At 43.3% G+C, this 25,849-nt stretch carries 18 protein-coding genes; 16 read left to right on the plus strand and 2 right to left on the minus strand.

Annotated elements, in window-relative coordinates; translation table 11 throughout:
• Positions 1-133: 133 nt before the first annotated feature.
• The 4 genes from NAF01_RS04830 to tatC all read left to right on the plus strand — a co-directional run bounded on the left by NAF01_RS04830 (position 134) and on the right by tatC (position 4,543).
• Positions 134-1,591, plus strand: a complete 1,458-nt coding sequence (locus tag NAF01_RS04830; RefSeq protein WP_048010588.1) for an alanine/glycine:cation symporter family protein — start codon at positions 134-136, stop codon at positions 1,589-1,591.
• 173 nt (positions 1,592-1,764) lie between these two features.
• Positions 1,765-3,405: a PhoX family protein gene (locus NAF01_RS04835; RefSeq protein WP_250801905.1), complete on the plus strand. Its 1,641-nt coding sequence runs from the start codon at positions 1,765-1,767 to the stop codon at positions 3,403-3,405.
• A gap of 9 nt (positions 3,406-3,414) precedes the next feature.
• The gene (locus tag NAF01_RS04840; RefSeq protein ID WP_035326193.1) at positions 3,415-3,600 is read left to right on the plus strand and encodes a twin-arginine translocase TatA/TatE family subunit; all 186 of its coding nucleotides are present in this window, start codon (positions 3,415-3,417) and stop codon (positions 3,598-3,600) included.
• Positions 3,601-3,817: 217 nt separating this feature from the next.
• Positions 3,818-4,543, plus strand: a complete 726-nt coding sequence (gene tatC, locus NAF01_RS04845; protein WP_250801906.1) for a twin-arginine translocase subunit TatC — start codon at positions 3,818-3,820, stop codon at positions 4,541-4,543.
• A gap of 65 nt (positions 4,544-4,608) precedes the next feature.
• Here tatC and NAF01_RS04850 read toward each other — a convergent pair whose 3' ends face one another.
• Complete coding sequence (locus NAF01_RS04850) at positions 4,609-5,865, minus strand: S8 family peptidase (protein WP_163140082.1); 1,257 nt, start codon at positions 5,863-5,865, stop codon at positions 4,609-4,611.
• A gap of 225 nt (positions 5,866-6,090) precedes the next feature.
• Here NAF01_RS04850 and NAF01_RS04855 point away from each other — a divergent pair, with 225 nt between their 5' ends.
• The 8 genes from NAF01_RS04855 (at position 6,091) to NAF01_RS24945 (ending at position 19,517) form a co-directional block, all read left to right on the plus strand.
• The gene (locus NAF01_RS04855; RefSeq protein ID WP_048010592.1) at positions 6,091-7,224 is read left to right on the plus strand and encodes a zinc-dependent alcohol dehydrogenase; all 1,134 of its coding nucleotides are present in this window, start codon (positions 6,091-6,093) and stop codon (positions 7,222-7,224) included.
• Positions 7,225-7,366: 142 nt separating this feature from the next.
• A complete protein-coding gene (locus NAF01_RS04860) occupies positions 7,367-8,605 on the plus strand; it encodes an ATP-binding protein (protein ID WP_227888929.1) in 1,239 nt (412 codons plus the stop codon).
• Between the two features lie 160 nt (positions 8,606-8,765).
• Positions 8,766-10,082, plus strand: coding sequence for a globin-coupled sensor protein (locus NAF01_RS04865; RefSeq protein WP_250801907.1), 1,317 nt, complete (start codon positions 8,766-8,768; stop codon positions 10,080-10,082).
• Positions 10,083-10,289: 207 nt separating this feature from the next.
• A complete protein-coding gene (locus NAF01_RS04870; RefSeq protein WP_250801908.1) occupies positions 10,290-13,808 on the plus strand; it encodes a bifunctional 2',3'-cyclic-nucleotide 2'-phosphodiesterase/3'-nucleotidase in 3,519 nt (1,172 codons plus the stop codon).
• 228 nt (positions 13,809-14,036) lie between these two features.
• The gene (locus tag NAF01_RS04875) at positions 14,037-16,424 is read left to right on the plus strand and encodes an immune inhibitor A domain-containing protein (protein ID WP_250801909.1); all 2,388 of its coding nucleotides are present in this window, start codon (positions 14,037-14,039) and stop codon (positions 16,422-16,424) included.
• Positions 16,425-16,591: 167 nt separating this feature from the next.
• Positions 16,592-17,716: a DEAD/DEAH box helicase gene (locus NAF01_RS04880; protein ID WP_163140094.1), complete on the plus strand. Its 1,125-nt coding sequence runs from the start codon at positions 16,592-16,594 to the stop codon at positions 17,714-17,716.
• A gap of 126 nt (positions 17,717-17,842) precedes the next feature.
• Positions 17,843-19,324, plus strand: a complete 1,482-nt coding sequence (locus NAF01_RS04885) for an amidase family protein (protein ID WP_250802422.1) — start codon at positions 17,843-17,845, stop codon at positions 19,322-19,324.
• A 58-nt stretch (positions 19,325-19,382) separates the two neighbouring features.
• On the plus strand, positions 19,383-19,517 hold the full coding sequence (locus tag NAF01_RS24945) for a hypothetical protein (protein WP_258549819.1): 135 nt from the start codon (positions 19,383-19,385) through the stop codon (positions 19,515-19,517).
• A 311-nt stretch (positions 19,518-19,828) separates the two neighbouring features.
• Here the strand turns inward: NAF01_RS24945 and NAF01_RS04890 are convergent, their stop codons facing one another.
• Entirely contained in the window at positions 19,829-21,355 is a 1,527-nt protein-coding gene (locus NAF01_RS04890) for an FAD-dependent oxidoreductase (RefSeq protein ID WP_250802423.1), read from the minus strand.
• Between the two features lie 211 nt (positions 21,356-21,566).
• Between NAF01_RS04890 and NAF01_RS04895 the strand changes: the two genes are divergently transcribed.
• From NAF01_RS04895 to NAF01_RS04910, 4 genes are read left to right on the plus strand one after another with little or no spacing between them, the layout of a single operon-like run.
• Positions 21,567-21,797, plus strand: coding sequence for a hypothetical protein (locus NAF01_RS04895; RefSeq protein WP_048010600.1), 231 nt, complete (start codon positions 21,567-21,569; stop codon positions 21,795-21,797).
• A gap of 8 nt (positions 21,798-21,805) precedes the next feature.
• The gene (locus tag NAF01_RS04900) at positions 21,806-22,963 is read left to right on the plus strand and encodes a GerAB/ArcD/ProY family transporter (protein WP_241746592.1); all 1,158 of its coding nucleotides are present in this window, start codon (positions 21,806-21,808) and stop codon (positions 22,961-22,963) included.
• Positions 22,960-24,549 carry a spore germination protein gene (locus tag NAF01_RS04905; RefSeq protein ID WP_197247319.1) on the plus strand — a complete coding sequence of 530 codons (1,590 nt, stop codon included), beginning with the start codon at positions 22,960-22,962 and terminating at the stop codon, positions 24,547-24,549. Before NAF01_RS04900 ends, NAF01_RS04905 begins: the two co-directional genes overlap by 4 nt.
• On the plus strand, positions 24,546-25,739 hold the full coding sequence (locus NAF01_RS04910) for a Ger(x)C family spore germination protein (RefSeq protein ID WP_226619440.1): 1,194 nt from the start codon (positions 24,546-24,548) through the stop codon (positions 25,737-25,739). The genes NAF01_RS04905 and NAF01_RS04910 overlap by 4 nt, the downstream gene beginning before the upstream one ends.
• Positions 25,740-25,849 lie beyond the last annotated feature (110 nt).

A 25,849-nucleotide genomic window follows, 5' to 3' on the forward strand; every position in this document is an offset into this window, starting at 1 on the left:
ACTCAAGGAATCCAGAAAATTCTATGACATTATTACCACAGTCCGTTAAAAAAACATTGTCTTATAACAGTATTTATTCTATAATTCCTAATAGGAAAAAGATTCAGAATATATACTAAAAGGGGGAAGTTGTTTGGAAGCTTTTATTAATCAGCTAAACGGTATTTTATGGAGTACACCTGTTATCTACATCTGTCTTGCAATAGGGTTGTTCTTCTCAGTCTTAACTCGATTTTTACAGGTCCGCCATATCAAGGATATGGTACTGCTCATGTTTCAAGGGAAAAGTTCCGCAGCGGGCGTTTCGTCTTTCCAGGCCTTATCTATTGCTCTTTCCGGCCGTGTAGGAACTGGTAACATTGCAGGTACTGCCACTGCCATCGCAATGGGTGGACCTGGTGCTGTATTCTGGATGTGGGCCATTGCTTTTATCGGAGCAGGCAGTGCGTTCGTTGAATCAACGCTGGCTCAGATTTACAAAGTGAAAAAAGACGGGCTATACCGAGGCGGTCCGGCCTATTATATTGAAAAGGGAATCGGAATTAAATGGTTTGCCGTCCTTTTCGCAATTTCTGCTTTGCTTGCTATGGCACTTTTAATGCCTGGCATCCAGTCAAACTCAATTGCGCTTGGAATGGAAAATGCGTTTGGCATAGACAAAACAGTAACAGGCCTTATCATTATCGGTTTACTTGCCCTGATTATTTTCGGCGGTGTTAAGCGTATTGCAACTGTAGCTCAATATACCGTTCCTTTTATGGCAGTGGGTTATATTTTAGTCGCTTTAATTATTATTGCCATGAACATTGGTGAGCTGCCTGGCGTAATTTCGTTAATTTTCAGCAGTGCCTTTGGTGCAGACTCCATGTTTGGGGGAATTATCGGAAGCGCAATCGCATGGGGTGTAAAACGCGGAATTTATTCAAACGAAGCTGGTCAGGGTACTGGCCCGCATGCTGCTGCAGCTGCTGAGGTTTCCCACCCTGCCAAGCAAGGTCTTGTACAGGCATTCTCAGTATATATTGATACGCTATTCGTATGTTCCGCTACAGCTTTCATGATCCTATTTACTGGAATGTTCAATACAGTCGGTGCTGATGGAAAGACTCCAATTGTAGAAAATCTTCCAGGAGTGGAAGCTGGACCTGGGTATACTCAGGCAGCTGTTGAATCTGTGCTTCCAGGCTTCGGTGCCGGATTTGTTGCTGTTTCTCTTTTCTTCTTTGCTTTCACAACCATCATGGCCTACTACTATATGGCTGAAACAAACGTAGCTTACCTGATTAGCGGCAAGAACAGCAAGCTGGCGATGTTTATCCTGAAGATAGTCTTGCTTGCTGCAACATTCTATGGTGCTGTTAAAACGGCAGGCCTGGCGTGGGCACTCGGAGATGTTGGCTTGGGACTAATGGTTTGGCTGAACTTAATTGCCATCGTGATCCTAAGAAAACCTGCTCTGATTGCACTTAAAGATTATGAGGCCCAGAAGAAACAAGGTCTTGATCCAGTATTCAATTCCAAGAAGCTTGGCATTAAAAATGCTGAGTATTGGGAAGAGGAATACAAGCCGCAGGAAGAAAAAGTATCTTAATAGAAAGATAAGAGATGTCCGGCTGATGCCGGGCATTTTTTTTACAATCTTTATACTACTTTTACAATTTTCATGTAATTACTTAGCATTCTCTTAATATTCATCTTTTAGTATTGTACTTGGGTTTGATACATAAATACGCTGCAAACAATATAAAAGAAGAGGTGCTAAGGATGTCAGAATTGAATCGCCGCAAGTTTTTAACGTATGTAGGTACAGGTGTGGGAGCTTTAACTGTAGCTTCGACAGGTTTGGGGGCAATGATTCCAAAAGCAGAAGCTAAGGGCGTTGAAGCAGCCTCCCATTTATTCGGATTCCAAAAAAAAATCTCTGGTTTAAATTTTAAGCCGATTGATCCGACAGATAAGGATGACCTTGTTTTGCCGCGTGGTTACAAATACGATGTTGTGGCAGCCTATGGAGATGTCATTAATAAAAAGGGCGATACATTCGGCTTTAACAATGACTTTACCTTATTTTTTCCAATTGATGGGGACAAGCGCGGTCTTTTATGGGTGAATCATGAATATTCAAGCGATCTATTTGTTCATGGTGCAAGGCCGGCAAATGGCAAGTATTCCGCAGGGCAAATTCAAAAAATGCTTTACAACCAGGGCGGATCGATTATCGAAGTATACCGTGATAAAGAGGGCACCTGGAAATTGGACACGAATTCCAAATATGCGCGCCGTATTACAGGCTTGACTCCGTTTCAGCTGACAGGTCCTGCCAAAGGTTCAAAAGCAGTCGGCGGTGCAACGAATGTACAGGGGACTTTTGCCAATTGTTCCGGCGGCATGACATTGTGGGGCACGGTTTTATCAGCTGAGGAGAATTTTGAATCTACATCAAAGGATGCAGGATTAAATGATACGCATTATGGCTGGATCGTGGAAATCGATCCGTTTGATCCAAATTTCAAGCCGCGCAAGCACACCGCCCTTGGTCGCTTCAACCATGAAAATGCAGCAGTCGGCCTGACCAATGACAATCGGGTTGTGGTTTATATGGGCGATGATAAGAAAGATGCATGCGTGTATAAATTCATCAGCAAAAATAAATATGTAAAGTCCCGCGGGAAAGCCAACGCAGACCTTCTGGAAGAAGGGACACTTTATGCGGCTAATATGGGGAGCGGAAAATGGGTGCCATTAACGATCGAAAATGTGCAGAAAGCCGTCAAGGGGAATGCAGATCTTTTAAAGAAATTCCAAACACAGGCTGATGTGGCTGTCCACTGCCATGAAGCAGCTCTGCTTGTTGGCGGAACGCCTACTGACCGTCCGGAAGATGTGGAAATCAGCCCGTTCGATAATACGGTATTCATTGCCCACACCAACAATGATAAACATGGCAACTTCCACGGCCACATTACCAGATTTATCGAAGAAGGAGATGACCTGGGGGCACTTACTTTTGATTTTGAAATCTTCGCAGCCGGCGGAAAACAGAGCGGCTTCAGTGCACCTGACAATCTGACTTTTGATAGCCTTGGCAATCTCTGGACTGTAACAGATATGTCATCAAGCAAGCTGAATACAGGAATCTACACACATTTCGCCAACAATGGCATGTTTGTCATCCCGACGATCGGAAAAAATACAGGTGATGCCTTTCAGTTTGCTTCAGCTCCCGTTGAAGCAGAACTGACTGGACCCTCTTTTACACCAAACGAGACAACCCTGTTCCTGTCCATTCAGCATCCGGGAGAAGAGACGGAAGACCTGAACAATCTGACAAGCAAATGGCCGCACCGCATGGGAGACACCATGCCGCGTCCGGGAGTTGTGGCAATTACAGGCTTCAAATACTAGGAGGTTACTATGCTATCAAATATCGGGATACCAGGATTGATTATTGTTCTAGTGCTTGCGCTGATTATTTTCGGCCCATCCAAGCTTCCTGAAATCGGCAGGGCATTCGGCACCACCCTAAAGGAATTCAAGAAATCCACACGCGAACTTGTTTCAGACGAACAGCCGGAAGATAAGAAAAAAGAATTGCTGTAAGAATGAATAGGGAAGGGAGAGTTATCTTCCTTCCTTTTATATAAGATAAGAAAGCATATAATTTTTGAACGTCGATAAGTGTCTAGCTCCAGCGCCTACCCCCTCGAGGTCACAAGCCAATCCTCCCAAAAAGGCAAAGAACGCCTTTCCAGGAGGCTCGTCTTGTGCTTGTCGGGGGTGGGCAAGGCGCTTGCGCTTTTCTAATGAGGTGATTAATATGAACAATGAAGCAGTAAATGTTCTCCAGCATTTTGAGGAGCTCCGGAAGAGGCTTATGATTATAGCTGCTGTCTTTATAGCGTTCTTGGCACTATCTTTTATTTTCGTCAGCGACATTTACCAGTGGCTGGTTAAGGATCTGGACTTTAAATTAGCTGTTCTCGGTCCATCTGAAATTCTATGGGTCTATTTTATGCTTGCGTCTGTTGTAGCCATTGCAGCCGCCATCCCGGTAGCTGCCCATCAAATCTGGCTGTTTGTCAGTCCGGCGCTTACCGGAATGGAGAAAAAGGTGGCCTTATCCTATATTCCCGCGTTATTTTTCCTGTTCATTACCGGTATAGCATTCGGATATTTCATCCTTTTGCCGCTGGTTCTGAATTTTTTAATGACCTTATCCGGAGAGATGTTCACCGCCTTTTTTACAACAGAAAAGTACTTTCAATTTGTGCTGCATTTAACACTGCCATTCGGCTTTCTGTTCGAGCTTCCGGTTGTGATTATGTTCTTGACCAGCCTTGGCATAATCAATCCCTATTCGCTGCAGAAGGTTAGGAAGTATGCCTATTTCGTGCTGATTGTGGTGGCCATATTAGTCACACCGCCTGACTTTATTTCAGATATGCTGGTCACATTGCCTCTCCTGCTCCTGTACGAGGCGAGTGTGAGCCTGTCCAAAATCATATATAACAGAAAGCAGAAAAAGCAGGCTGTTTTGCAGTAATTTTAATTAAAACTAAAACACAAAAAAGCTTGGACCGTAAATGTCCAAGCTTTTCTATTATTCTCTTACTTTACACGCGGGAAGCCAAAGCCTGATGCATAATCATCTCCAGCGGCAGCTCCTGTTCCGCCAAGAATATCATTTTGCTTGGCGCGGTTCTGAAGCTCGGCGCGAAGCTGTGTATGGGACATGGATGGATTCTGGGCCCAGATCTTAGCAGCCAATCCGGATACGTGGGGAGTAGCCATGGATGTGCCGCTGATTGTGCTGTAGCTGCCATCATACCATGTGGATTCAATCGCTCTGCCTGGTGCAGACACCTCAACATCACGCTCCTGAATCACGAAGTCGCCATCAGTTGCAGGATTGCCCCGTGATGAAAAATCTGCAACACGGTAGGATCCATTTTGCTGAACATTTTCAAGAGCCGCCACTGCAACAGCATTCACCAATGCGCCAGGATAGCCAATCGTGTTATCGGCAGGACCATCATTTCCGGCAGCAGCCACTACCAGGACACCTTTGCTGTATGCGTAATCAACTGCATCTGCAATCAATGTGCTTTTAGAGCTTGAACCTAATGACATGGAAATGACCACTTTAGATCCTGTGCGGACCGCTTCATCGGCCGCATGCTTAATAGCTCCGGCGATGTCATCAGAATACCCTGATCCTCTGTCATTTAATACCTTATATGCCCAGAGATCTGCGTCTGGAGCCACCCCATAAACGCCTTGTCCGTTAGCGCCGCCATGAGCCAGTACAGTACCCGCAACATGTGTGCCGTGTCCGTTCTTGTCTCCGCAGCTTCCGTCAATTAAAGGTGTCTTTCTTTGTGTAAAGTCTTTACACTGTTCAGCTTGTCCAGCAAGGTCAGCATGCGCTGTATTTACCCCTGTGTCCAGCACGGCAACTTTTACCCCATTTCCGCCTGAAGTGCTTTGGATGGAGCTGTCATTATAAATGGCCTCAATTCCCCAAGGTGTACCGTCTGCCGGAGCTGATGCAGCCCCCGATCCAGGTTTTGCAGCTGTCACAGGTGCATTCTTAACTTCATCTACTCTATCAATCTTTAAGTTTTTATTTTTTAAAAGTGCCTGATACTGTTTAGCATTGACTGTTGTAGTAAAACCTTTCTGTCCAAAATCCCACCGTACTCCGTAGTTCGATTTTGCCTTTGCCTTTTCCGCACTTGGTCCCTGAATAACGACCCGGTAGGTTTCATTGCTCTCAACCTGCTGGCCAAATGCCCCTGATGCAAATACAGAAAGCCCCATTGCGACACTTAATACCGCTGATCCAATTATTCTTTTTTTCTTCATCCAAAATCTCCTCTCAAAATATGTATTGTCCACAGCCGGAAAAGCTGTGACTCTATTATATTTACAAAATTCAGAATAGTTAAACTGGTCTTTTGTACTATTTTTCTAAATTAAAAGAAATTTAACTTTTAAGGTAAATATTTCAACTTATAAATTGGATATAAATGGAGTTATTTGAGCACGGAGGAGGGTATAGCCTATTAAGTCAATAAAGGAGTGTGAAGCATGAGAGCTGTAACTTACCAGGGAGCAAAAGATATTCAAGTGAAAAATGTGGAGGATCCCAGAATTGAAAAAAGAGATGATGTGATTGTCCGAATCACGTCAACAGCCATTTGCGGATCGGACCTTCATTTATATCAGGGAAACATGCCGTTGCGGCCCGGGTATATTATCGGGCATGAACCGATGGGAATCGTTGAGGAGACAGGCCCTGATGTGACACGGGTCAAAAAAGGCGACAGGGTGGTTATTCCATTTAATGTGTCATGCGGGCATTGCTTCTACTGTCAGCATGATATGGAGAGCCAATGTGATAATTCGAACCCGCATAATGATTCAGGCGGCTATTTTGGCTATACAGAGAAATATGGAAATCACCCGGGCGGCCAGGCAGAGTTTTTGAAGGTGCCATTTGGCAATTTTATGCCCTTTGTCATACCGGAATCATGCGAGCTGGAGGATGAGTCACTGCTCTTTTTATCAGATGTGCTGCCGACAGCTTATTGGAGTGTGGAGCATTCAGGTGTAAAAGCGGGAGATACAGTCGTCGTCCTCGGCTGCGGTCCCATCGGGTTAATGACCCAGAAATTTGCCTGGATGAAAGGTGCTAAGCGGGTAATAGCGGTCGATCATCTTGATTACCGTCTGAACCATGCCAAACTCACCAATGATGTAGAGGTCTATGACTTCACTAAATATGATGACATGGGAGCTTATCTGAAAGAAATCACCCAGGGTGGAGCTGATGTGGTCATTGATTGTGTGGGCATGGATGGAAAGAAATCCGCAGTTGAAAAAATCGAACAGAAGCTGAAGCTGCAGGGAGGAACGCTTGGCCCGATTCAAATTGCAACAAAAGCCGTCCGTAAATTTGGAACTGTCCAGCTGACAGGTGTCTACGGGCTGACTTATAATATGTTCCCGCTGGAGGAATTTTTCTCGAGAAATATTACCATTAAAATGGGACAAGCCCCTGTTGTTCACTACATGCCTGAGCTGTTCGAAAAGATCACGAACAAGGAATTTGATCCAAAGTCGATCATAACTCATCAAATTCCCCTCCAAGAAGCAGATCGTGCATATAAGATTTTTAATGACCATGAAGATGACTGCATCAAAGTCATCTTAAAACCTTAGCTATTATACACAAACCGGCCAGGAAATACCTTGGCCGGTTTTTTGAAGTTTAAGAATATAACATAATATACATGTTTCGACACAAACGTATATAATAGTGCTAAAGGCATACTATTAAAAGAGTTAACCAAGGAGCATGAAAATGAAAGGCTTTAATCAAGATACTTTGATAAAAGAAGAAACAAAAGCAGTCACCCTTTTTATCTGGCTGTTTTATATTATTTTAACGCTTTATGATTTATTTTATTATTATCTGCTTCCACTTAATACAGGCGGCACTGCCGGGCTCCCGGATGGAGGACTCGGTTGGGGCTATTATCTGGCTATTATCGGTCTTTTGCCGTTTGGGCTTTATTTTATCAGGACGAAACGGCCTTTTCTCGTAAAATACTTATTTTTTGCAGGTTTTTCCATGATTGATTTTAGCAGCAGCATGCTGATTTATTTTGGAGAATCGAAGGAATTCCAGAGCGGAAGCGCAGTAGAACTTCTATTTATTATTTTTGCGCCAATTTTTGTGAATAAGCGCTATTTTTGGATTGTAACCGGAGGTATGGTTGCGAAGTATCTTCTGGCTGGTTTGATACTGAGCAGCCAGAAGGTAATGGTGCCAATCGTGCTTTTGATCATCTTTTCAAGTGTTTCATATGTTCTGCTGAACCGCTTCTATTCATATATTAACTCGCTGACACATGTTTTCCAGGAACTCCGCCAGACGGAAAAGCTGGCTGCTGTTGGGCAGATGGCTTCGGCAGTGGGCCACGAAGTGAGAAATCCTTTAGCAGCATTACGAGGGTTTACTCAGCTGCAGATGGAAAAGCACCTTGAAGATAGGGATCGATATAAAATGATGATTGAGGAAATCGACCGCATTAATCTGATTGCTGATGACCTTATGATCCTGAGCAAACCAAGGCTGCCTATGTTTAAAAGGGTTGAACTGAATGCAGTGATTCACTACGTCCTCTCAATCATTAAAGAACAGGCAGCCAATCAGAATATCCGTTTCGAAACAGAGAATCTGAAATCCCTTCCTAAAGTTCAATGTGACGAGCATATGCTGAAACAGGCTTTTATTAATCTGATCAAAAATGCGATGGAATCTATGACAGAAGGCGGCACAATCGTGATTTCGGCCAAATTGGCGGAGGGTGAACAGGTTTTGATCAGCATTAAAGATGAAGGCTGCGGGATAGATGCAGAAAATATGGAACGGGTCGTGGATCCATTTTATACAACGAAGCCGGATGGCACCGGTTTAGGACTGATGGTTACCAAGCAGGTTATGGATGAACACGAGGCGAAGATCATATTTGAGAGTGAAGTGGGAAAAGGGACCATTGTGAACTTAATTATCCCTATAGAGCAGCCGGCAGAATAAAAGAATTTCGGGGGATGTACATTTAATGTGCATCCTCTTTTTGTATTCAGGACTATTGACCCGATATAAATTAAGTGTTAATAGTTGCTAATTACCTATTAATTATACATAATATATACAAAATATGTACAAATTGGCTAAGAGCCGGAGGGACACGACTATGCTATTTCAGTTAAAAAAGAGGAATCCATCTTCATTTTTTCAGCCGGAAATGAACTTTCCAGGAGTAGAGGAAACAGTTGAAGTAAAAGATCAGCGTATTACTGAACGATTGTGGTATATGGGCTTTTCAAAGAAGCATCTTGAGACACTTCAGGACCTGAACCCGGTGATTTCACCCCTGCTGGATGAATTGCTTCAGAAAGTTCTGGATCATCTTTATAAACAGTCGCCATTAAAGAGAATTGCAGATAATAATACAAGCAGGGATAGGCTTTATGGCGTATATGTCCGTTATTTCCAGAGCTTATTAAGCGGCAATCTGGATGATGAATACTTCGCGATGAGAACGAGGATTGGCAATACCCATAACGGCGCTGGTCTTCCAGTTGAGTGGTTTCTGGCCACATATTCTGCCATTAATTCATTATTGGTGCCTAAGGTCGTCGCAGAACTGCACCAGGATCCTGATAAGCTGACGAACGCATTGCTGGCTCTTACACATATCATCAATCTGGATTCCCAGCTGGTTGTCGAAAATTATCTGCAGGCCAGAATGAATGAACTCAATGAATTAAATGCTTCAAATGCCCATCTGCAGAAAGAATTAAATTCTATCAGCCAGGAAGTAGCAGCCTCGGTCCAGCAAACGGAAGCTTCGATCAATGAGACAAGCTTAAAAGCTGATCAAATCCGCAGGGAAACCGAAACAACGCAAAAAAGCAGCAAAAATCTGCTGAACCTGACTAACCTCAACCAAACACAAATGGGTGAGATGGTTCATGCTTTCAATAAAGTCCTTCAGGATGTGGAGAAGTCTATAAGCGGAATTGAAGCATTAAAAGGAATCTCTGAGCAAATTATCACGATGACAAAAGGGATTGAGGATATTGCCGATCAGACGAACCTGCTGGCACTGAATGCATCTATTGAGGCAGCCCGGGCGGGTGATGAAGGACGTGGATTTGCTGTAGTGGCAACCGAAGTGAGAAAGCTTGCAGAAAACTCTAAGAAGATGAGCAGCCATATCAAGGAACAAATCGAAAAAAGCGACAATCAAATCAGCGTGCTGGCTGATACGATGAACTCCATGAATCTCTCAACAAAAGAATCACAAGCTCAGATTCAGCAGGTTAAAGGCGGGCTTGTTACCGTGAAAATGGAAATGAAACAGTATCTGGACATGTTCGGCCGCAATAAAACAGACCTCGACAGCATTGTTCAGTCCATTCAGGAAATTAATCATACAACCGAAAGCCTGTCCCTTCTTGCAAATGAGCTGAAGGAAAAGGCTGAGGGCGGAGATAGGAATTATTAATCTCTATTATAATAACTAGTTAAAATGATGCAGCATCCTTTGAGGGTGCTGTTTTTTTTTTTAGGTATTTAGAAACTGATTTTTACAAAAAATTAATAAATCGCCACACGAAACGCTCCTATTTACTCATTCTCAAATAAGTCTAAAAATAGATAGAATTATGAATGTTATCATCCTAATCTACTAATATCGAGGAGATGTATCCATTTGAAAAATCCTGCGCGCAAATTAGGTAAAACAATTCTTGCTGCAACTATGTCCCTATCTGTCTTGGCAGCTCCTGTTTCATATGATTCTGTAATGGCAGCAAAGCCTGATCATACAGGGAAACCTGAACATCAATTCAGCCATGAAGTAAGCCTTCGGATACTGGGAACAACGGATATACACACACACCTTTATAACTATGATTACTATAAAGATGCAGAAACCATTGAATTTGGACTGGCTAAAACAGCTACCTTAATTAAACAGGCAAGAAAAGAAGCAAAGAATACATTATTATTTGACAACGGCGACTTAATCCAGGGAAATCCGCTTGGCGATTATAAAGCAAAAGTAGATAAGCTTGAGGATGGGGAAGTGCACCCTGTTTTCAAGGCTATGGAACTATTAGATTATGATGCCGCTACGGTAGGAAACCATGAATTCAATTATGGGCTCGATTATCTGGATGAGGTCCTGGATGATGCGCCATTTCCTTATGTGAATGCCAATGTCTACAAAGATGACCACGATCTAAATCCGGAAAATGATAAAAATTATTTTAAGCCATATAAAATCATCAAGAAAAAAGTGGTTGATGAAAAAGGCAGAAACCAGGTTATTAAGGTTGGGGTTATCGGTGCTGTGACTCCGCAGATTACACAATGGGACAAAGCCAATCTTGATGGAAAAATCATCACAAAAGACATTGTAAAATCAGTAGAAGCTAATATTCCTAAAATGAAAGAAGAAGGTGCGGACATTATCATTGCGCTTGCACACTCCGGCATGGGGGATGCAGCATATGCTGAAATGGAAGAGAATGCAGCCTACGACTTAACAAATGTTGAAGGCATTGATGCGGTCATTTCCGGACACAACCATAAGAATTTTCCGGGAGATTTCACCGATCTTCCTGGAGTAGATACAGAAAAGGGAACGGTCAACGGGGTGCCGTTCATCATGCCGGGCAGCTGGGGCAACCAGCTTGGCGTTATGGACCTGACCATTGCCAAGGTAAAGGGCAAGTGGCAGGTTAAGGATTCCCAGTCATCTTTAAGGTCTATTTTCAGAAGCTATAAAAATGAATCCGGCGCGACCGTCAAGGAAAGCCTGGCAGATGCAGATCCTGCTATTTTGAAAGCTGTAAAGGAAGAGCATGAAGGAACCGTGAATTATGTCCGCCAGCCTGTCGGGGAAACAACAGCGGATATCCACAGCTATTTTGCACTTGTAAAAGATGATCCTTCCATTCAAATTGTAACGAATGCACAAAAGTGGTATATCGAGAAGCAATTAATAGGAACACTGGATGAAAATACACCCGTGCTTTCAGCGGGAGCCCCTTTTAAAGCAGGCGGCCGCAACGGGGCGAGCTATTACACATATATCCCTGAAGGCACAATCGCCATCAAAAATGTAGCTGATCTATATTTGTATCCCAATACAGTCGCTACGGTAAAAATTAAAGGTGCAGATGTGAAAGAATGGCTTGAAATGTCTGCAGGGCAGTTCAATCAGATAAAAGAAAATGAAGCAGGAGAACAGTCTCTCATTAATAATGATTTCCCTACTTATAACTATGATGTAATCGATGGTGTGACATATGAGATCGATGTAACAGAACCTGCTAAGTATGATAAGGATGGCAAGCAGATTAATGCTGATGCAAACAGAATCAAAAATCTTCAGTATAACGGAGCACCTATTGATCCAGATCAGGAATTCATCGTTGTAACAAATAATTATCGGGCCAGCGGCACTTTCCCTGGAGTCAGAAACAACACAGCAGTAGAGCTTTATCCGGATGAAAACCGCCAGGCAATCATTGATTATATCCGTGAAGAACAAACCATCGATCCTTCTGCAGATGCCAATTGGTCATTTGCACCGGTTGCCGGTGAAGTAAATGTAACGTTTGAATCTTCACCGGATGCAAAGAATGCAATTGCTGAAGGCAGCGGAATCGGCTACGCCGGTGAAGCAGGCAATGGCTTTTCGAAGTATTCGCTTCAATTTCCGGAGCCAAAGCCTTTTGAAGTCCAGCTTTTGGGAATCAATGATTTCCATGGCCAGCTTGATACATTTAATGCCGGCTTGAATGCGGGCGGAGTCGAATATTTAGCTGCACATTTAAAACAGCGAGAAGCAGCGAACCCCAATACAATCATGCTGCATGCCGGTGATGCAGTCGGGGCGAGCTCCCCTGTTTCTGCCCTTCTTCAGGACGAGCCAACCATTAATATGCTTAATGAGATCGGTTTTGATATAGGTACAGTCGGAAACCATGAATTCGATGAAGGGGTAGATGAAATGCTCCGTCTCATCAATGGCGGTGCCCATCCTAAAACGGTGGAAAAGTATGGTGAGTTTGAAGGAGCAGACTTTCCGTATGTTGCAGCAAATGTAGTCGATGAAACAACAAAGGAACCAATCCTTGATCCATATGTTATTAAAGAAGTAAATGGAGTGCCTATCGGCTTTATTGGCATTGCCTATTCCGATACTCCTGGAATCGTAACGCCAAGCGGAACAGCTGGAGTAGAATTCACAGACGAAGCGGAAGCGATCAACAAGTACACGGCAGAGCTGAAGGAGCAGGGCGTTAAATCGATTGTGGTCATTACTCACAATCCTGCAGTGTCTGATTTGGATGGGGCTAATCCTCAGGAAGAACTCGCAGAAATTGCAAATGCGGTTGATGATGAAGTGGATGTGATGTTCGGCGGGCACAATCATAAGTACACAAACACTGTAGTAGACGGAAAATTGCTTGTTCAATCCTATTCATATGGTACAGCTTTCTCTGATGTAGATTTAACAATTGATCCGGTTTCCGGAGATATTGTTGCTAAAAAAGCTGAAATCGTAAACGCTGCACGTGATATTGAACCAGATGCTGTAATCAAGGAAATGCTGGATGCTTATGTTGCTGATGCAGCTCCAATTTTAAATGAGGTTATCGGCCATACTTCAACTGGTATTCCGAGGGATGTAAATGCTGACGGAGAGTCTCCGATGGGGAACCTGATTGCAGACTCCATGATTGCACAGACCAATACTGACTTTGCCTTCATGAACTCAGGCGGCGTCCGTGCAGGCATTGATGCGGGAGATATTACGTGGAAAGAAGCTTTTACAGTACAGCCTTTCGGAAATGACCTTGTGACATTGACATTGACCGGTGCGCAGATTAAAGAACTTTTTGAACAGCAGTGGGGTTCAAAAGAAAGAATTATGCATGTTTCCGGTTTAAAGGTGGCGTATGATTCTTCGAGAGCTGCTGGAGATCGCATCGTTTCTTTAGTAAAGACCGATGGAACGCCAATCACTGCAGAACAAGAATATTCTGTGACAGTAAACAATTATATGGCTGATGGGGGAGATGGTTACAGCGCCCTGTTAAACGGCAAGAACCGCACTGTGGATATCGTCGACCTTGATGCTTTACTCAACTACATCAAAGAACAGAAAGAAGTAAATCCAGTGGTTGAAGGAAGAATTACCAAATTGAATAAATAAAAGTATGGGGGCATCAGAGCAGTCTGATGCTCTCTTTTTTATCCCCCTGAATAAGCATTAATACCCAGTTATTTTTTTGCGCTGAAAAAAGTGAACACAATTACCTACTAAAATGTTATCAAAATATTAAAATAACAGTATTGTTAGACTATTAAAAACTTTATGTTAGTTTGATAGAATTAATCTCGCACTTCGAAAATTCAGAAAAACTAAATAGGAGGCTATAAGATGAGTAATAAGAATAAACCTTTTAAGGTTGTATCTTCCATTACAGCCAGCACAATGATGGCAGCTGCACTATTTGCGGGATCTTTTGCCGGGACAACAGCAGCTCCTTCCAAAGCTTCAGCAGAGGAACTTTCTGCACCGATTGATTTAAACATTGTGAATGAAGACCGCCTCGGAAAGGCTTTAAAAGAAAGAGGATTGATTAAAAAGGATGCTTCCTCCAAAGAAATAGAAAAGGCAGTAAAGGATTACATAAATGAAAAACAAGGTGAAAAGCAGCCTGGAAGTACAAAAGGTAGCCATGACCATAAGGATGAGTTTGACAAAAAAACAAAAGATTTTTTAACCAATCAAAAAGACAAGCTGTCAAAGCAGCTGAATAAAGGTCATAAAAACTTTAAAAAGGGAAAACCGGACGGATATGTAAAAGTAGATCCGGCCAAAGAAGCAAACTACAATGGTGATGTCAGAACAGACAAAGTGCTTGTGCTTTTAACTGAATTTGAAGATTTCAAGCATAACAATGTAACACAGGAAGAGGGCTACATGTACGCTGATGATTTCAGCAAAGAGCACTATGAAAAACTGATGTTTGGCGATACTGAATTTGAGTTATTTAATGGAGACAAAGTAAAAACATTTAAGCAATTCTATGAAGAGCAGTCCGGAGGCAGCTACACGGTGGACGGCACTGTGTCCGAATGGCTGACGGTCCCTGGAAAAGCGGGCGATTATGGTGATGATAACCCTAACGGAGGCCATGACAATTTATCTCCTCTAGGACCTCGCGACTTAGTAAAAGAGGCTTTAAAAGCAGCTGTAGACGCTGGGATGGATCTTTCAGAATACGATGAATTTGATCTATATGATTTAGATGGAGATGGAAACCTTAACGAGCCTGATGGATTGGTTGACCATCTAATGATTATCCACGCTGGTACAGGACAGGAAGCTGGCGGAGGTGCGCTCGGTGATGATGCCATCTGGTCTCACCGCTGGACGCTTGGCGGAGTATTTGCAGTTCCGAATACAACTGCCAAGGTAGATTATTGGGGCGGAAAAATGGGGGCATTTGATTATACGATTCAGCCTGAAGATGGAGCTGTCGGGGTGTTTGCCCATGAGTTCGGACATGATTTAGGATTGCCGGACGAGTATGATACGCAATACACCGGTCAAGGTGAGCCGGTTGCTTCCTGGTCCATCATGAGCGGAGGCAGCTGGAACGGCAAAATAGCTGGTACAGAGCCAACCAGCTTCTCACCGCAAAACAAAGAATTTTTCCAAAAAGGAATGGGCGGAAACTGGGCCAATATTATGGAAGTAAATTATGAAGATATTGATAAAAAAGGTTTGGCAACAGTTATTGACCAAAGTGTAACCAAATCTAAAAACCCGGGCATTGTAAAAGTAAATCTTCCTGAAAAAGAAGTGAAGGGAATTGAACCTGCGTTTGGAGAGAAATATTACTACAGCACGAAAGGTGATGACCTTCATACCACTTTGACGACGCCTGAATTCGACTTAACAACTGCCAAAGAAGCTGTCTTCAATGCGAAAGTTTATTATGATATTGAGTTTGATTATGATTATCTGACAGTTACTGCAACATCCGATGGCACAGAAACAGTAATTGATACAATTGGTGATGAAGATACAGACGGCGATGCCCGTGCAGAATCTTCAAAAGGACAATGGGTGGATAAGGAATATGACTTAAGCGGATTTGCCGGTAAAAAAGTTAGCCTGACATTCGAATATGTAACAGATGGCGGCTTAGCATTGGACGGATTTGCGATGGATGAAATCACTGTAACAGCTGATGGAAATGTGATTTTCTCAGACGATGCTGAAGGCGCCTCTCAGATGGCACTTGACGGATTCATTGTTTCCAACGGAATCAGCTTTGCGAAGAACCATTATTACCTTGAGTGGAGAAATTACGCAGGCTCCGATACAGCCCTTGCCCAATCAAGAGGTGTAAAATACAACACTGGTTTAGTTGTTTGGTATGCTGATGACAGCCACACAGACAACTGGGTTGGTGTTCATCCGGGAGAAGGTTTTCTTGGAGTGGTGGATTCACATCCGGAAGCCATTACCGGTCTGTTAGATGGCAAAGAAACAGTATCTCAAAGCACAAGATATCAGATTGCGGATGCTGCGTTCTCCTTGGACAAAGCACCAGCATGGGAAGTAAGTTCTCCAACCCGCGGGGATTATGACTACCCTGGCCTTAAAGGAATTTCAGTTTTTGATGATTCCAACAAGTACATCAACAGTCTGATTCCTGATGCAGGACGAATTGTTCCTGAACATGGCTTGAAATTCCAAGTGGTCGGTGAAGCCAAGGACAACTCTGCCGGAGCTGTATGGATTCATAAGTAAGTATTAAGGCACGGATGCCAGAAATGGCTTCGTGCCTTTTCCTGTTAAGGGTGGACAACTTCCTGCCTATAAGCTAGTATCATTACCGATACTAGTTTTTTCCGATTTTTCGGCTATACTAAAAATAATTTATCTGATTACACGCAATAAAGTTAAAGGAGTAACATATGACACAATTTTTTATTGAAAATATGAAACCATTTATCCTGGAGGCATGGAAAAAGTCTGCGTTTACTCAGCCGACGACCATTCAGGCAGAAGCGGTTCCTCCGGCTTTGGAAGGCAGGGATATTATTGCCGAGTCTCCGACTGGAACAGGCAAGACACTTGCTTACCTGCTGCCGGTCCTGGAAAAAATTGATCCGGATAAACAGGCGGTACAGGCTGTCATTTTAGCCTCTTCACAGGAGCTTGTGATGCAGATATTAAGCGAGATCCAAAAATGGGCTGAAGGCAGCGGAATTAAGGCAGCTTCTTTTATCGGCGGAGCTAATGTGAAAAGGCAGCTTGAAAAATTAAAGAAGCATCCGCACATTGCTTTAGGAACGCCGGGACGGGTGCTGGAGCTGATTAAACAAAAAAAGCTGAAAATGCATGAAGTGAAAACCATTGTCCTGGATGAAGGTGATCAGCTTCTCGTTAAGGAACACACTCAGACGGTTCAAAACATTGTTAAATCTACACTTAAAGAACGCCAGGTCCTGCTGTTTTCAGCGACACTGCCGCCGGTTGTTGAGCAGCTTGCAAAAGAACTGACAGCTGATGCTGAAGTCATTCGTGTCGAGAAGGATGAAACCATTCAGGCTGCAGGTGTGGACCATATTTATTTTGTGGCAGAAGCGCGGGACAAAATCAAAATGCTCGAAAAGGTCTCAAGGCTTGAAGATATAAAGGCACTGGTATTTGTCAAGGATATCGGCAACCTCACGGTAATGGCCGAAAAGCTTGATTTTAAAAATATCTCTTCAAGCACTCTGCACAGCGACCTGAGCAAATTTGACAGGCAGAAAGCCATCAAGAACTTCCGCACGGGCAAAACGAATATGCTGATTGCCACAGATGTTGCGGCAAGAGGACTGGACATCAAGGGAGTCACCCATGTCGTACATTTTGACTTCCCGAAGGATATGAATCAATATGTCCACCGCTCGGGAAGAACAGGAAGATTCGGCGCAGGCGGAACCGTTATTTCTCTCGTCACTGAAAGAGAAGAGCGAGAACTTAAAAAAATGGCGAAAGAACTGGGCCTCACTGCCGAAAAGAAAGTCATGCGCGGCGGCCAAATCGTTTAAAAATAAAGTGCCGGGCACCTATATCAATTGGTGCCGGGCATTTTTTTATAAAAAGGAATTTCTCCTTTTCTAAGCGAATTAGTAAGTGGAACTTTATTTCACTAAAGAATAAGGGGAAAATCAATGATGGAGAATCCAAGGCTAAAGAATTTTCATGATGATTATTTGCTTGAAGCCACGATAGAAGAACTGCAGGAAAAAATGCAGAATGGGGAAATCACCTCCAAAGAAATTGTATTAATGTATATGAACCGAATTGGTCAGCTGGATCAAAGCATTCATTCTGTTTTGGAACTCAATCCGGATGCACTGCATATTGCAGCTGCTCTTGATGCGGAAAGAGAAAAGAAGGGGCCGCGCAGCCCTCTTCATGGAATACCTATATTGTTAAAGGATAATATCGATACAGGAGACAAGATGCAGACAACTGCCGGGTCACTTGCTTTGAAGGATCACTATGCACAAAGTGATTCATTTGTGGCTTTTCAATTAAGAAAAGCGGGAGCCGTCATTATCGGAAAAACGAATATGACAGAATGGGCCAATTTTATGACAGAAGGGATGCCGAGCGGATACAGCTCACGGGGCGGACAGACCTTAAATCCTTATGGGCCTGGGAAATTTGATGTAGGAGGTTCGAGCGCAGGATCCGGTGCCGCTATTGCCGCTAATTTTGCAGCTGCAGCCATTGGAACGGAGACATCAGGCTCCATACTAAGTCCTGCCAGCCAGAATTCTCTCGTTGGAATAAAGCCGACAGTGGGACTTGTCAGCCGAACCGGAATTATTCCAATTGCCCATAGCCAGGACACTGCCGGGCCTATGGCAAGAACGGTAAAGGATGCAGCATTATTATTGAACGTACTGGCAGTCTCTGATGAAAATGATCCGGTTACCCTGACAAATCAGGATCTGCAGGGGAAGGATTTTACCGCTTTCCTTGATGAAAATGGACTGCATGGCGCACGAATCGGCATTGCCAGAGAGACCTATTTTGACTACTTAAGTTCTGAGAAGCTCGCCGTTATGAATCAAGCTGTAGCCCAGTTAAATGAACTGGGGGCAGAGGTGGTCGATGAAATAGTGATTCCTTCCACAAAAACTGAGTGGAGCTATGACGTCCTGACTTATGAATTTAAAGCGGATGTGAATGCCTATCTGCGGACTGTCGCCCCGCACATTCATATTCGCACCCTGTCCGATGTCATTAAATTTAATGAAAAAAACAGTGAAAAGTGCTTGAAATACGGTCAATCCATTCTGATTGAAGCGGAGGAAACAAGCGGAGATTTAACGGAAATGGCCTATATATCAGCACTTGAGAAGGATATATATTTTTCCGGGGAGCAGGGCATTGACTATGTAATTCAGGAGCATAATCTGGATGCCATCGTGTTCCCGAATAATTATGGAGCAGGCATCCCGGCAAAAGCGGGATATCCATCCATCACAGTACCGGCCGGGTATACCCCGGAAGGAGAGCCGGTGGGCATTACATTTACAGGACTTGCCTATAGTGAGCCGCTCCTGATCAAACTTGCTTATGCCTTTGAACAGGCTACGAGTCATAGAAAAGCACCTGAACTTGGAGTGCCGGCATCAGAATAACTGTTACATAATTGACTCATACTACACCTGATAAAACAAAAAAGGAGCAGATGAGAATATGGGCAGAACCAAACTTGGAAATGGCAATGCACAGCGCAATAACAATAAACACAGACCGCAGCGAACAAGCGAAGAGCTTGTTGAATTCACAACCGGCAGTAAAGAAAAGAAAGAAAACAACGTGCAGGACTGATTGAGCCAAATCCTCCTTTTTAAAGGGGGATTTTTTGCTGCCGCCGGCTATCTGAAAATAAATATGAGCTATACAGCAATAAAAAATTTATTCGAAAATAAAATTTGCAAGTAAATCCAGTTATCCGAAAGTAAAAGCGGGCTATACAGCAGTTCAATATCTATAAGTCAACCATATTTGCAAAGCAGAATTCTATCCGCACATAAATCGGTACTAGCTCCATCACTGGCAAGTAAATCCCCGGAAAATGCATAAAAAAGACAGTTTTCCCATTAGAAAACTGTCTTTTTTACATTTCAATTATTTATATCTTATTCTTCAACCTTTTTCAGCGGTTTGGCCGCCGGACCTTCCACAACGGTTCCATCATAGGAAAAGCGGGAGCCGTGGCATGGACAGTCCCATGTGCGGTCACCATGGTTCCATTCGCATTCACATCCCATGTGGGTGCAGGTTGTATCCACAAGATGAAGGCTGCCTTCAGGATCTCTGTATGCACCTGTCCGCTTGCCTTTAATCATCACGACGCCGCCTTCATCATTTGACAGATCTCCTGTTTCTTTTGGCACGAATTCAAGCTTGCCTTTGATCAGCTGTCCCGCCACATCTGTATTGGCTGCGATAAATTTTTTTATGCTTGGGTCAGCCTGGAATCTGGATGGCGTAAACAGTTCGGCATAAGGATTGTCTCTTTCCATAATCTGATCCTTTATCAGCATGGCAGCTGCTGTCCCGTTTGTCATACCCCATTTCCGGTAGCCTGTTGCGACAAAGATATTCTTCTGTTTGGACGTGATCGGGCCGATATAAGGGACCTTATCAAGTGTGTATAAATCCTGGGCAGACCATCGATAAGGATAATCGGTAATACCAAGCACCTCTTCCGCAAAGACTTCCAGGGCTTCGTAGTGCTTCATTGTATCCGGCCCATGGCCTGTTTTGTGGCTGTCGCCGCTCACTAAAATGAGCTTGTCTCCATTATAGGGTGTGTACCTCAGCGAGCGGGTCGGTGAATCGGCACTGTAATACATGCCTCCAGGGAAATCCTCTTTGATTTTTACGCCAAGTACATAAGATCTTTCCGGAGATAATCTGGAAAAATAAAACCCTTTCATATCCGCAAAAGGAAAGTGGGAAGCCGCAATGACATATTTGCATTTCAGGCGATAGCCATCTCTGGTTACAACATCAGGAAGACTGCCTTCTTCAATATCTGCTGCTGTTGTATTTTCATACACAATTCCTCCCAAATCCACAAAGTCTTTAAGCAGCTTTTTCAAGTATTTAACCGGATGGAACTGGGACTGGTCAAACATGGAAAGCACGGCTGTAGTATTGATGTTAAACGGAATGCTCTCCTTGATTCCGTGTGGGATTCCGAGTTTTTCATAGGCTTGCCGCTCTTTATCGACTTTTTGTGCATACTCTTCCGATACAGCGTAGATAATTGCTTCTTCATTACTGAAGTCGCATTCAATTTGTTTTTCAGTTACTGTGTTCCGGACGAAATTCAGTGCATCAGCCGAAGCCTGATAATAGAGCTTGGCTTTTTCCACGCCAAAGTGGCTGATCAATTCATCATATAGTAAGCCATGCTGTGCCGTCACTTTGGCTGTTGTATGGCCAGTAGTACCGTTCAGAATATTGCCTGCTTCAAGAATCGCCACTTTAAAGCCTTCCTTGGCAAGAAGGTACCCTGCCGTTATCCCGGTAATGCCTCCGCCGACAATTGCAATTTCCGTTTGAGCATCTTCTCTGAGCTTGTCAAAGGCCGGAAGTTCCTCCTCTCTCCAATAAGGCTCTGGATATTGGGGCGTATTGTGGTTGGATGTCGTCATACCCTGTCCTCCTGTAACGTTATATTCGTTCATAATTTTTCCTGCAAACCCTATTTCTATACAATTTCTCCTTCTCTAACCATACCCAAATAATTTTTAATTAATCAGGTGGATTGGTAAATCGGAACCTGGACGGTTTTTTCTTTAATTCTGGATAAAATGGGCAGACCGAGAAAAGATATACAATATCCAATGTTAATGGGGTACAGTCATGATTACATTTAGCTATCTGACCATTTTTCTGCTCTTGGCTATATTGAGCACCATATTTGATATGAAAATATTTGATTATACGTTTTGGGAAGCTTTGAGGAATCTGCTGTTTTCAGAGATTGCCACTGGAAGAATGATTATTATTTTTACTGTTTTGATTGGCTTGGCCTCGAGTGTCGCTGTTGATTTCCGCCTTTTGAAAGCGAGGAAAAAGAAGCTGCCATCATAGATGCTTAATTGAACGTACACATCGTAAAAGGGATTGGTGATGGAATGTTAAAAGAGAATATCTCTCTCAGCCAGCTGCTGACATTGTTGATCAATTTCCTTTTAGGAAGCGCCATTGTTGTCGGAGTAGGCGGGGATGCCAAGAAGGATGCCTGGATTGCCATTGCAGCTTCCGTTATGTTTGGGTTTGGGATCATGCTATTCTATTACTTCCTGATCAGCAGGGTGCCCGGGAAAAATTTTTATGAGCTCATGGAAATTGGTTTTAAAAGACCAATTGCCATTATTTTTTCTAATCTATATGCAGTTTATTTTCTGTACCTTGCCAGCCGGGTGGTCAGGGATTTTGGCGAATTGATTGCTTCGGCCATTCTCCCGTCGACGCCAATTGAGATCATTTCGCTGACCATCTGTCTTGCCATGGCCTATATTTTATATCTCGGTCTTGAAGTACTTGGCAGAACTTCAGAAATTTTTACTCCTTATTTATTCGGATTTTTATTCCTTCTGACCATCCTTTTATTTGCAAGCGGGAATGCCAATTTAAATGAAATAAAGCCCGTGCTCGGTGATGGGGTTAAACCAGTTTTGAAGGCGCTTTTTCCAACTTTAATCGTGTTTCCTTTTGGCGAGCTTATTGCATTTACGCTCATCCTTCCTGTAGTAACCAATTTTAAATATTGCCTGCGTGTGTCATTGCTGGGAGTGGCAATTGCGGGTGCGCTTTTATTATTTGCGATGTTTTTGATGATTGTGACACTTGGAACAGATGCTTTGCTGCGTTCCAATTTTCCCATGCTCAGCTCAGCCCGTGAGGTCTCCATCGGCAATTTCATCGAAAGAATTGATGCGCTCGTTGTTTTTATCATGATGCTGGGGATTTTGGTAAAGGGGTCGGTGTTTATGTTTGCTGGATTGAAGGGCCTGGAATACACCTTCAGACTTCCATACCGGTATTTTTCCCTGCCGGTTGCCATGATTGTTTCAGCTTATTCTGTATTGATATCAGTAAATTTTGGTGACCATTGGCAGGAGGGACTTGAGATGGTCCCATACTTCCTGCATTTGCCGATGCAGTTCGGGCTGCCTTCACTCGTATTAATCGCAGTTTTATGGAAGAGGCGAAAGAAAAAGGTTAAACCCGGCACGAAGGGGATGAAGTTTTGAGTATTCTTAAGTCACTTTTAAAAATGCGCAAAAAAAAGGAATACCCTGTTCAGATTGAAGAAGCGGCAGTCGCAGGTCCGGATCTTAAAAGCATGAATCTGGAACAGCTGAAGGAAAAAATAAACGCAGAGTTCGGGAACACGATTGATTTAAGCATGGATGAGCTCAAAACAGAAGGCAAAGATGCGCTGCTTATCTATCTTACAACCATGATTGATACTAAATTACTAAAGGAAACGATCCTGCAATCAATCAGCGGGAAAGAGGATGGTTTTAAATTAACAAATGCGGATGATTTAAAGTCTTTATGTAAGGAGAAATTCGGAGGAGCAGGCTATCAGCTGATTGGGTCATTCGATGAGATTATCACCTCTCTGCTTTATGGAAACATCATCATTTTATTTAAAGATATGGAAAAGGGGCTTTCCCTATCCATGGCTATCGGCGAAGACCGGTCCATAACAGAGCCAAGCACTCAGACGGTTATCCGGGGTCCTAAGGATGGGTTCGTGGAGTCGATAACAACAAATGTTAGCCTGCTGAGAAGAAGAATAAAAAACAGAAACCTCCGTTTTGAAAAATTCATCATTGGTACTGAGACAAACACTTCTGTATACATCGGGTATATGGAAGGCACAGCAAATGAAAAGATCGTTGGAGAGGTACGCAAAAGACTTGGCCAGATAAAGGTGAACGCCATCTTTGAATCCGGTAATATTGAAGAGCTGATTGCAGATAAATCTGCGACACCTTTTCCGCTGGCGCTAAATAGTGAGAGGCCTGATGCGGTGGCTTCCAATTTGCTTGAAGGGAAAATTGCCATCCTTGTCGATGGCACACCTTTTGTACTGGTGGTTCCGGCTGTACTGGTCGATTTCTTTTCCATCGCAGAAGATTATTATCAAAACTTCATGATGGGAAGCTTCTTAAGAATAATCCGATATTTATCCTTTATGATTGCCTTGATTACGCCATCCTTATATGTCGGGATTTTAACCTTTCATCATGAGCTTCTGCCCACGCCCCTCCTTCTCGGGATTATTGCCCAGCGGGAAGGAGTGCCGTTTCCGGCAGTCATTGAAGTAATATTGATGGAGGTAACCTTTGAGATCCTGAGGGAAGCAGGTGTCCGGATGCCAAGGGCTGTGGGGCAGACTGTTTCAATTGTAGGGGCTCTCGTAATCGGACAGGCTGCAGCAGAAGCAGGGATTATATCGAATATTATGGTCATCATTGTCGCTATTACAGCCATCGCCAATTTTGTATCGCCCACTTATAGTTTTGCTGCAGCAGCAAGGCTGTTAAGGTTTCTCCTGATTATTGTGTCGGCCATATTGGGCTTATATGGCGTCCTGATAGTACTTGTTTTTATTGTGGCCCATCTGAGCTCTCTCAGATCTTTTGGCGTTCCATATCTTTCGCCGGTTGCACCGTTTATCATCGAGCAGCAGAAGGATGTATTTTTCCGATTCCCGATCTGGAGCATGAGGAAGAGGCCTGCTTATTTAAAAACGCAGAATCCTGAAAAATTTCCAAAGACAGGGTCGCCTTCTCCTCCCCCAATGAAAGGAGAGCAGCCCAATTGAAAAAATTTGGTGTGATGTCCGCCATTGTTTTGACGGTTATACTGCTCTCTGGATGCTGGGACCAGAGAGAGCTGGGTGAAATAACCGTTGTGACAGGAATGGCTGTGGATAAGGGCGAGGATGGTAAATATACCCTGACTGTTGAAGGTATTAATGCAACAGAGTTGAATAACCGCACCGCCAGCGGCTATGCTCCATCCATTGTTTATTCTGCTGAAGGAAACTCTTTGGCTGAACTGACTTATAGAGTGAACGAAGGGATATCCAGGCATTTGATCTATTCCCACATGCGCACTCTGATTATCGGAGAAGAGCTTGCAGAAGAAGGCATTATTGACTTTATTGATTTCTTGGAGAGAAACAGAGAAATTCGGGATGATTTTAATATTTTGATTGCAAGAGGGGCCAAGGGCTCTGATGTTTTAAAAGTGACGTATCAATTCCAGAAATCAACTTCTTTAAAATTGCACACGCAGCTGGACACCATGATGAAGGATTGGGGTGGAGACCCAGGAGTGAGGATGAATGATGTTATTACAGCCTGGACCGCCCCGGGACGCCAGCCTGTAATGGCCGCTGTCAGGATTAAGGGTGACCCGGAAGCTGGCGCCAGTGCGGAAAATATGATGAAGGTCACCCCGGATGCGCTTGTCGTCCTGGACTCACTGGCTATATTCAAGGGTGATAAGCTGGAAGGGTTTCTGACATTGGAGGATTCAAGAAATTACTTATGGATTCAGAATAAAATTAATAAAACATCCATTACCGTTAAGTGCAATGAAAGCCAGTATATGGGGCTTAGAGTATATGATACAAGGACAAAGGTTAAAGGGAAACTCGAAAATGGAAAAGCAAAGATAGATATAAAAATCAGAGCAGAGGCGTATATTGACGGGACTCATTGCAGCGATCAGTTTGATAAGGCAAAGACATATGAAGAAAATGGAGAAATTGCCCAAAAGCAGATTAATGATATGGTTGGAAAAACGATTGAGAAGGTTCAGCAGGAATATGGCACCGATATTTTTGGTTTTGGTGAAGTTGTGCTGAGACAGGATTATCAGAACTTCAAAAAAGTCCAGAATAACTGGGACGAAAAATTTGCTGATGCGGATATACAAGTAGACACAGCATTAATCATTCGGCGAACGGGCATCAGGACTAAAAGCTTTCTGAAGGAAGTAAAGTAGTGATCCTTTCATTCATTGACGCATAAAAGCTGTATTGATATAATTTTTTATAAATTCAGCTAATTATTATTAAAAAGGTCTGGGCACTTCTCCAGACTTATTTCTTTTAA

The organism is Cytobacillus firmus, assembly GCF_023657595.1.
In the GTDB taxonomy this organism is placed as follows: Bacteria; Bacillota; Bacilli; order Bacillales; family Cytobacillaceae; genus Cytobacillus; species Cytobacillus firmus_B.

Bases quoted from the DNA above. Each gene is read 5' to 3' on its own strand.
- NAF01_RS04835 (WP_250801905.1), top strand. From the start codon at position 1,765: ATGTCAGAATTGAATCGCCGCAAGTTTTTAACGTATGTAGGTACAGGT.
- NAF01_RS04840 (WP_035326193.1), top strand. From the start codon at position 3,415: ATGCTATCAAATATCGGGATACCAGGATTGATTATTGTTCTAGTGCTT.
- tatC (WP_250801906.1), top strand. From the start codon at position 3,818: ATGAACAATGAAGCAGTAAATGTTCTCCAGCATTTTGAGGAGCTCCGG.
- NAF01_RS04850 (WP_163140082.1), bottom strand. From the start codon at position 5,865: ATGAAGAAAAAAAGAATAATTGGATCAGCGGTATTAAGTGTCGCAATG.
- NAF01_RS04855 (WP_048010592.1), top strand. From the start codon at position 6,091: ATGAGAGCTGTAACTTACCAGGGAGCAAAAGATATTCAAGTGAAAAAT.
- NAF01_RS04860 (WP_227888929.1), top strand. From the start codon at position 7,367: ATGAAAGGCTTTAATCAAGATACTTTGATAAAAGAAGAAACAAAAGCA.
- NAF01_RS04865 (WP_250801907.1), top strand. From the start codon at position 8,766: ATGCTATTTCAGTTAAAAAAGAGGAATCCATCTTCATTTTTTCAGCCG.
- NAF01_RS04875 (WP_250801909.1), top strand. From the start codon at position 14,037: ATGAGTAATAAGAATAAACCTTTTAAGGTTGTATCTTCCATTACAGCC.
- NAF01_RS04880 (WP_163140094.1), top strand. From the start codon at position 16,592: ATGACACAATTTTTTATTGAAAATATGAAACCATTTATCCTGGAGGCA.
- NAF01_RS04885 (WP_250802422.1), top strand. From the start codon at position 17,843: ATGGAGAATCCAAGGCTAAAGAATTTTCATGATGATTATTTGCTTGAA.
- NAF01_RS24945 (WP_258549819.1), top strand. From the start codon at position 19,383: ATGGGCAGAACCAAACTTGGAAATGGCAATGCACAGCGCAATAACAAT.
- NAF01_RS04890 (WP_250802423.1), bottom strand. From the start codon at position 21,355: ATGACGACATCCAACCACAATACGCCCCAATATCCAGAGCCTTATTGG.
- NAF01_RS04895 (WP_048010600.1), top strand. From the start codon at position 21,567: ATGATTACATTTAGCTATCTGACCATTTTTCTGCTCTTGGCTATATTG.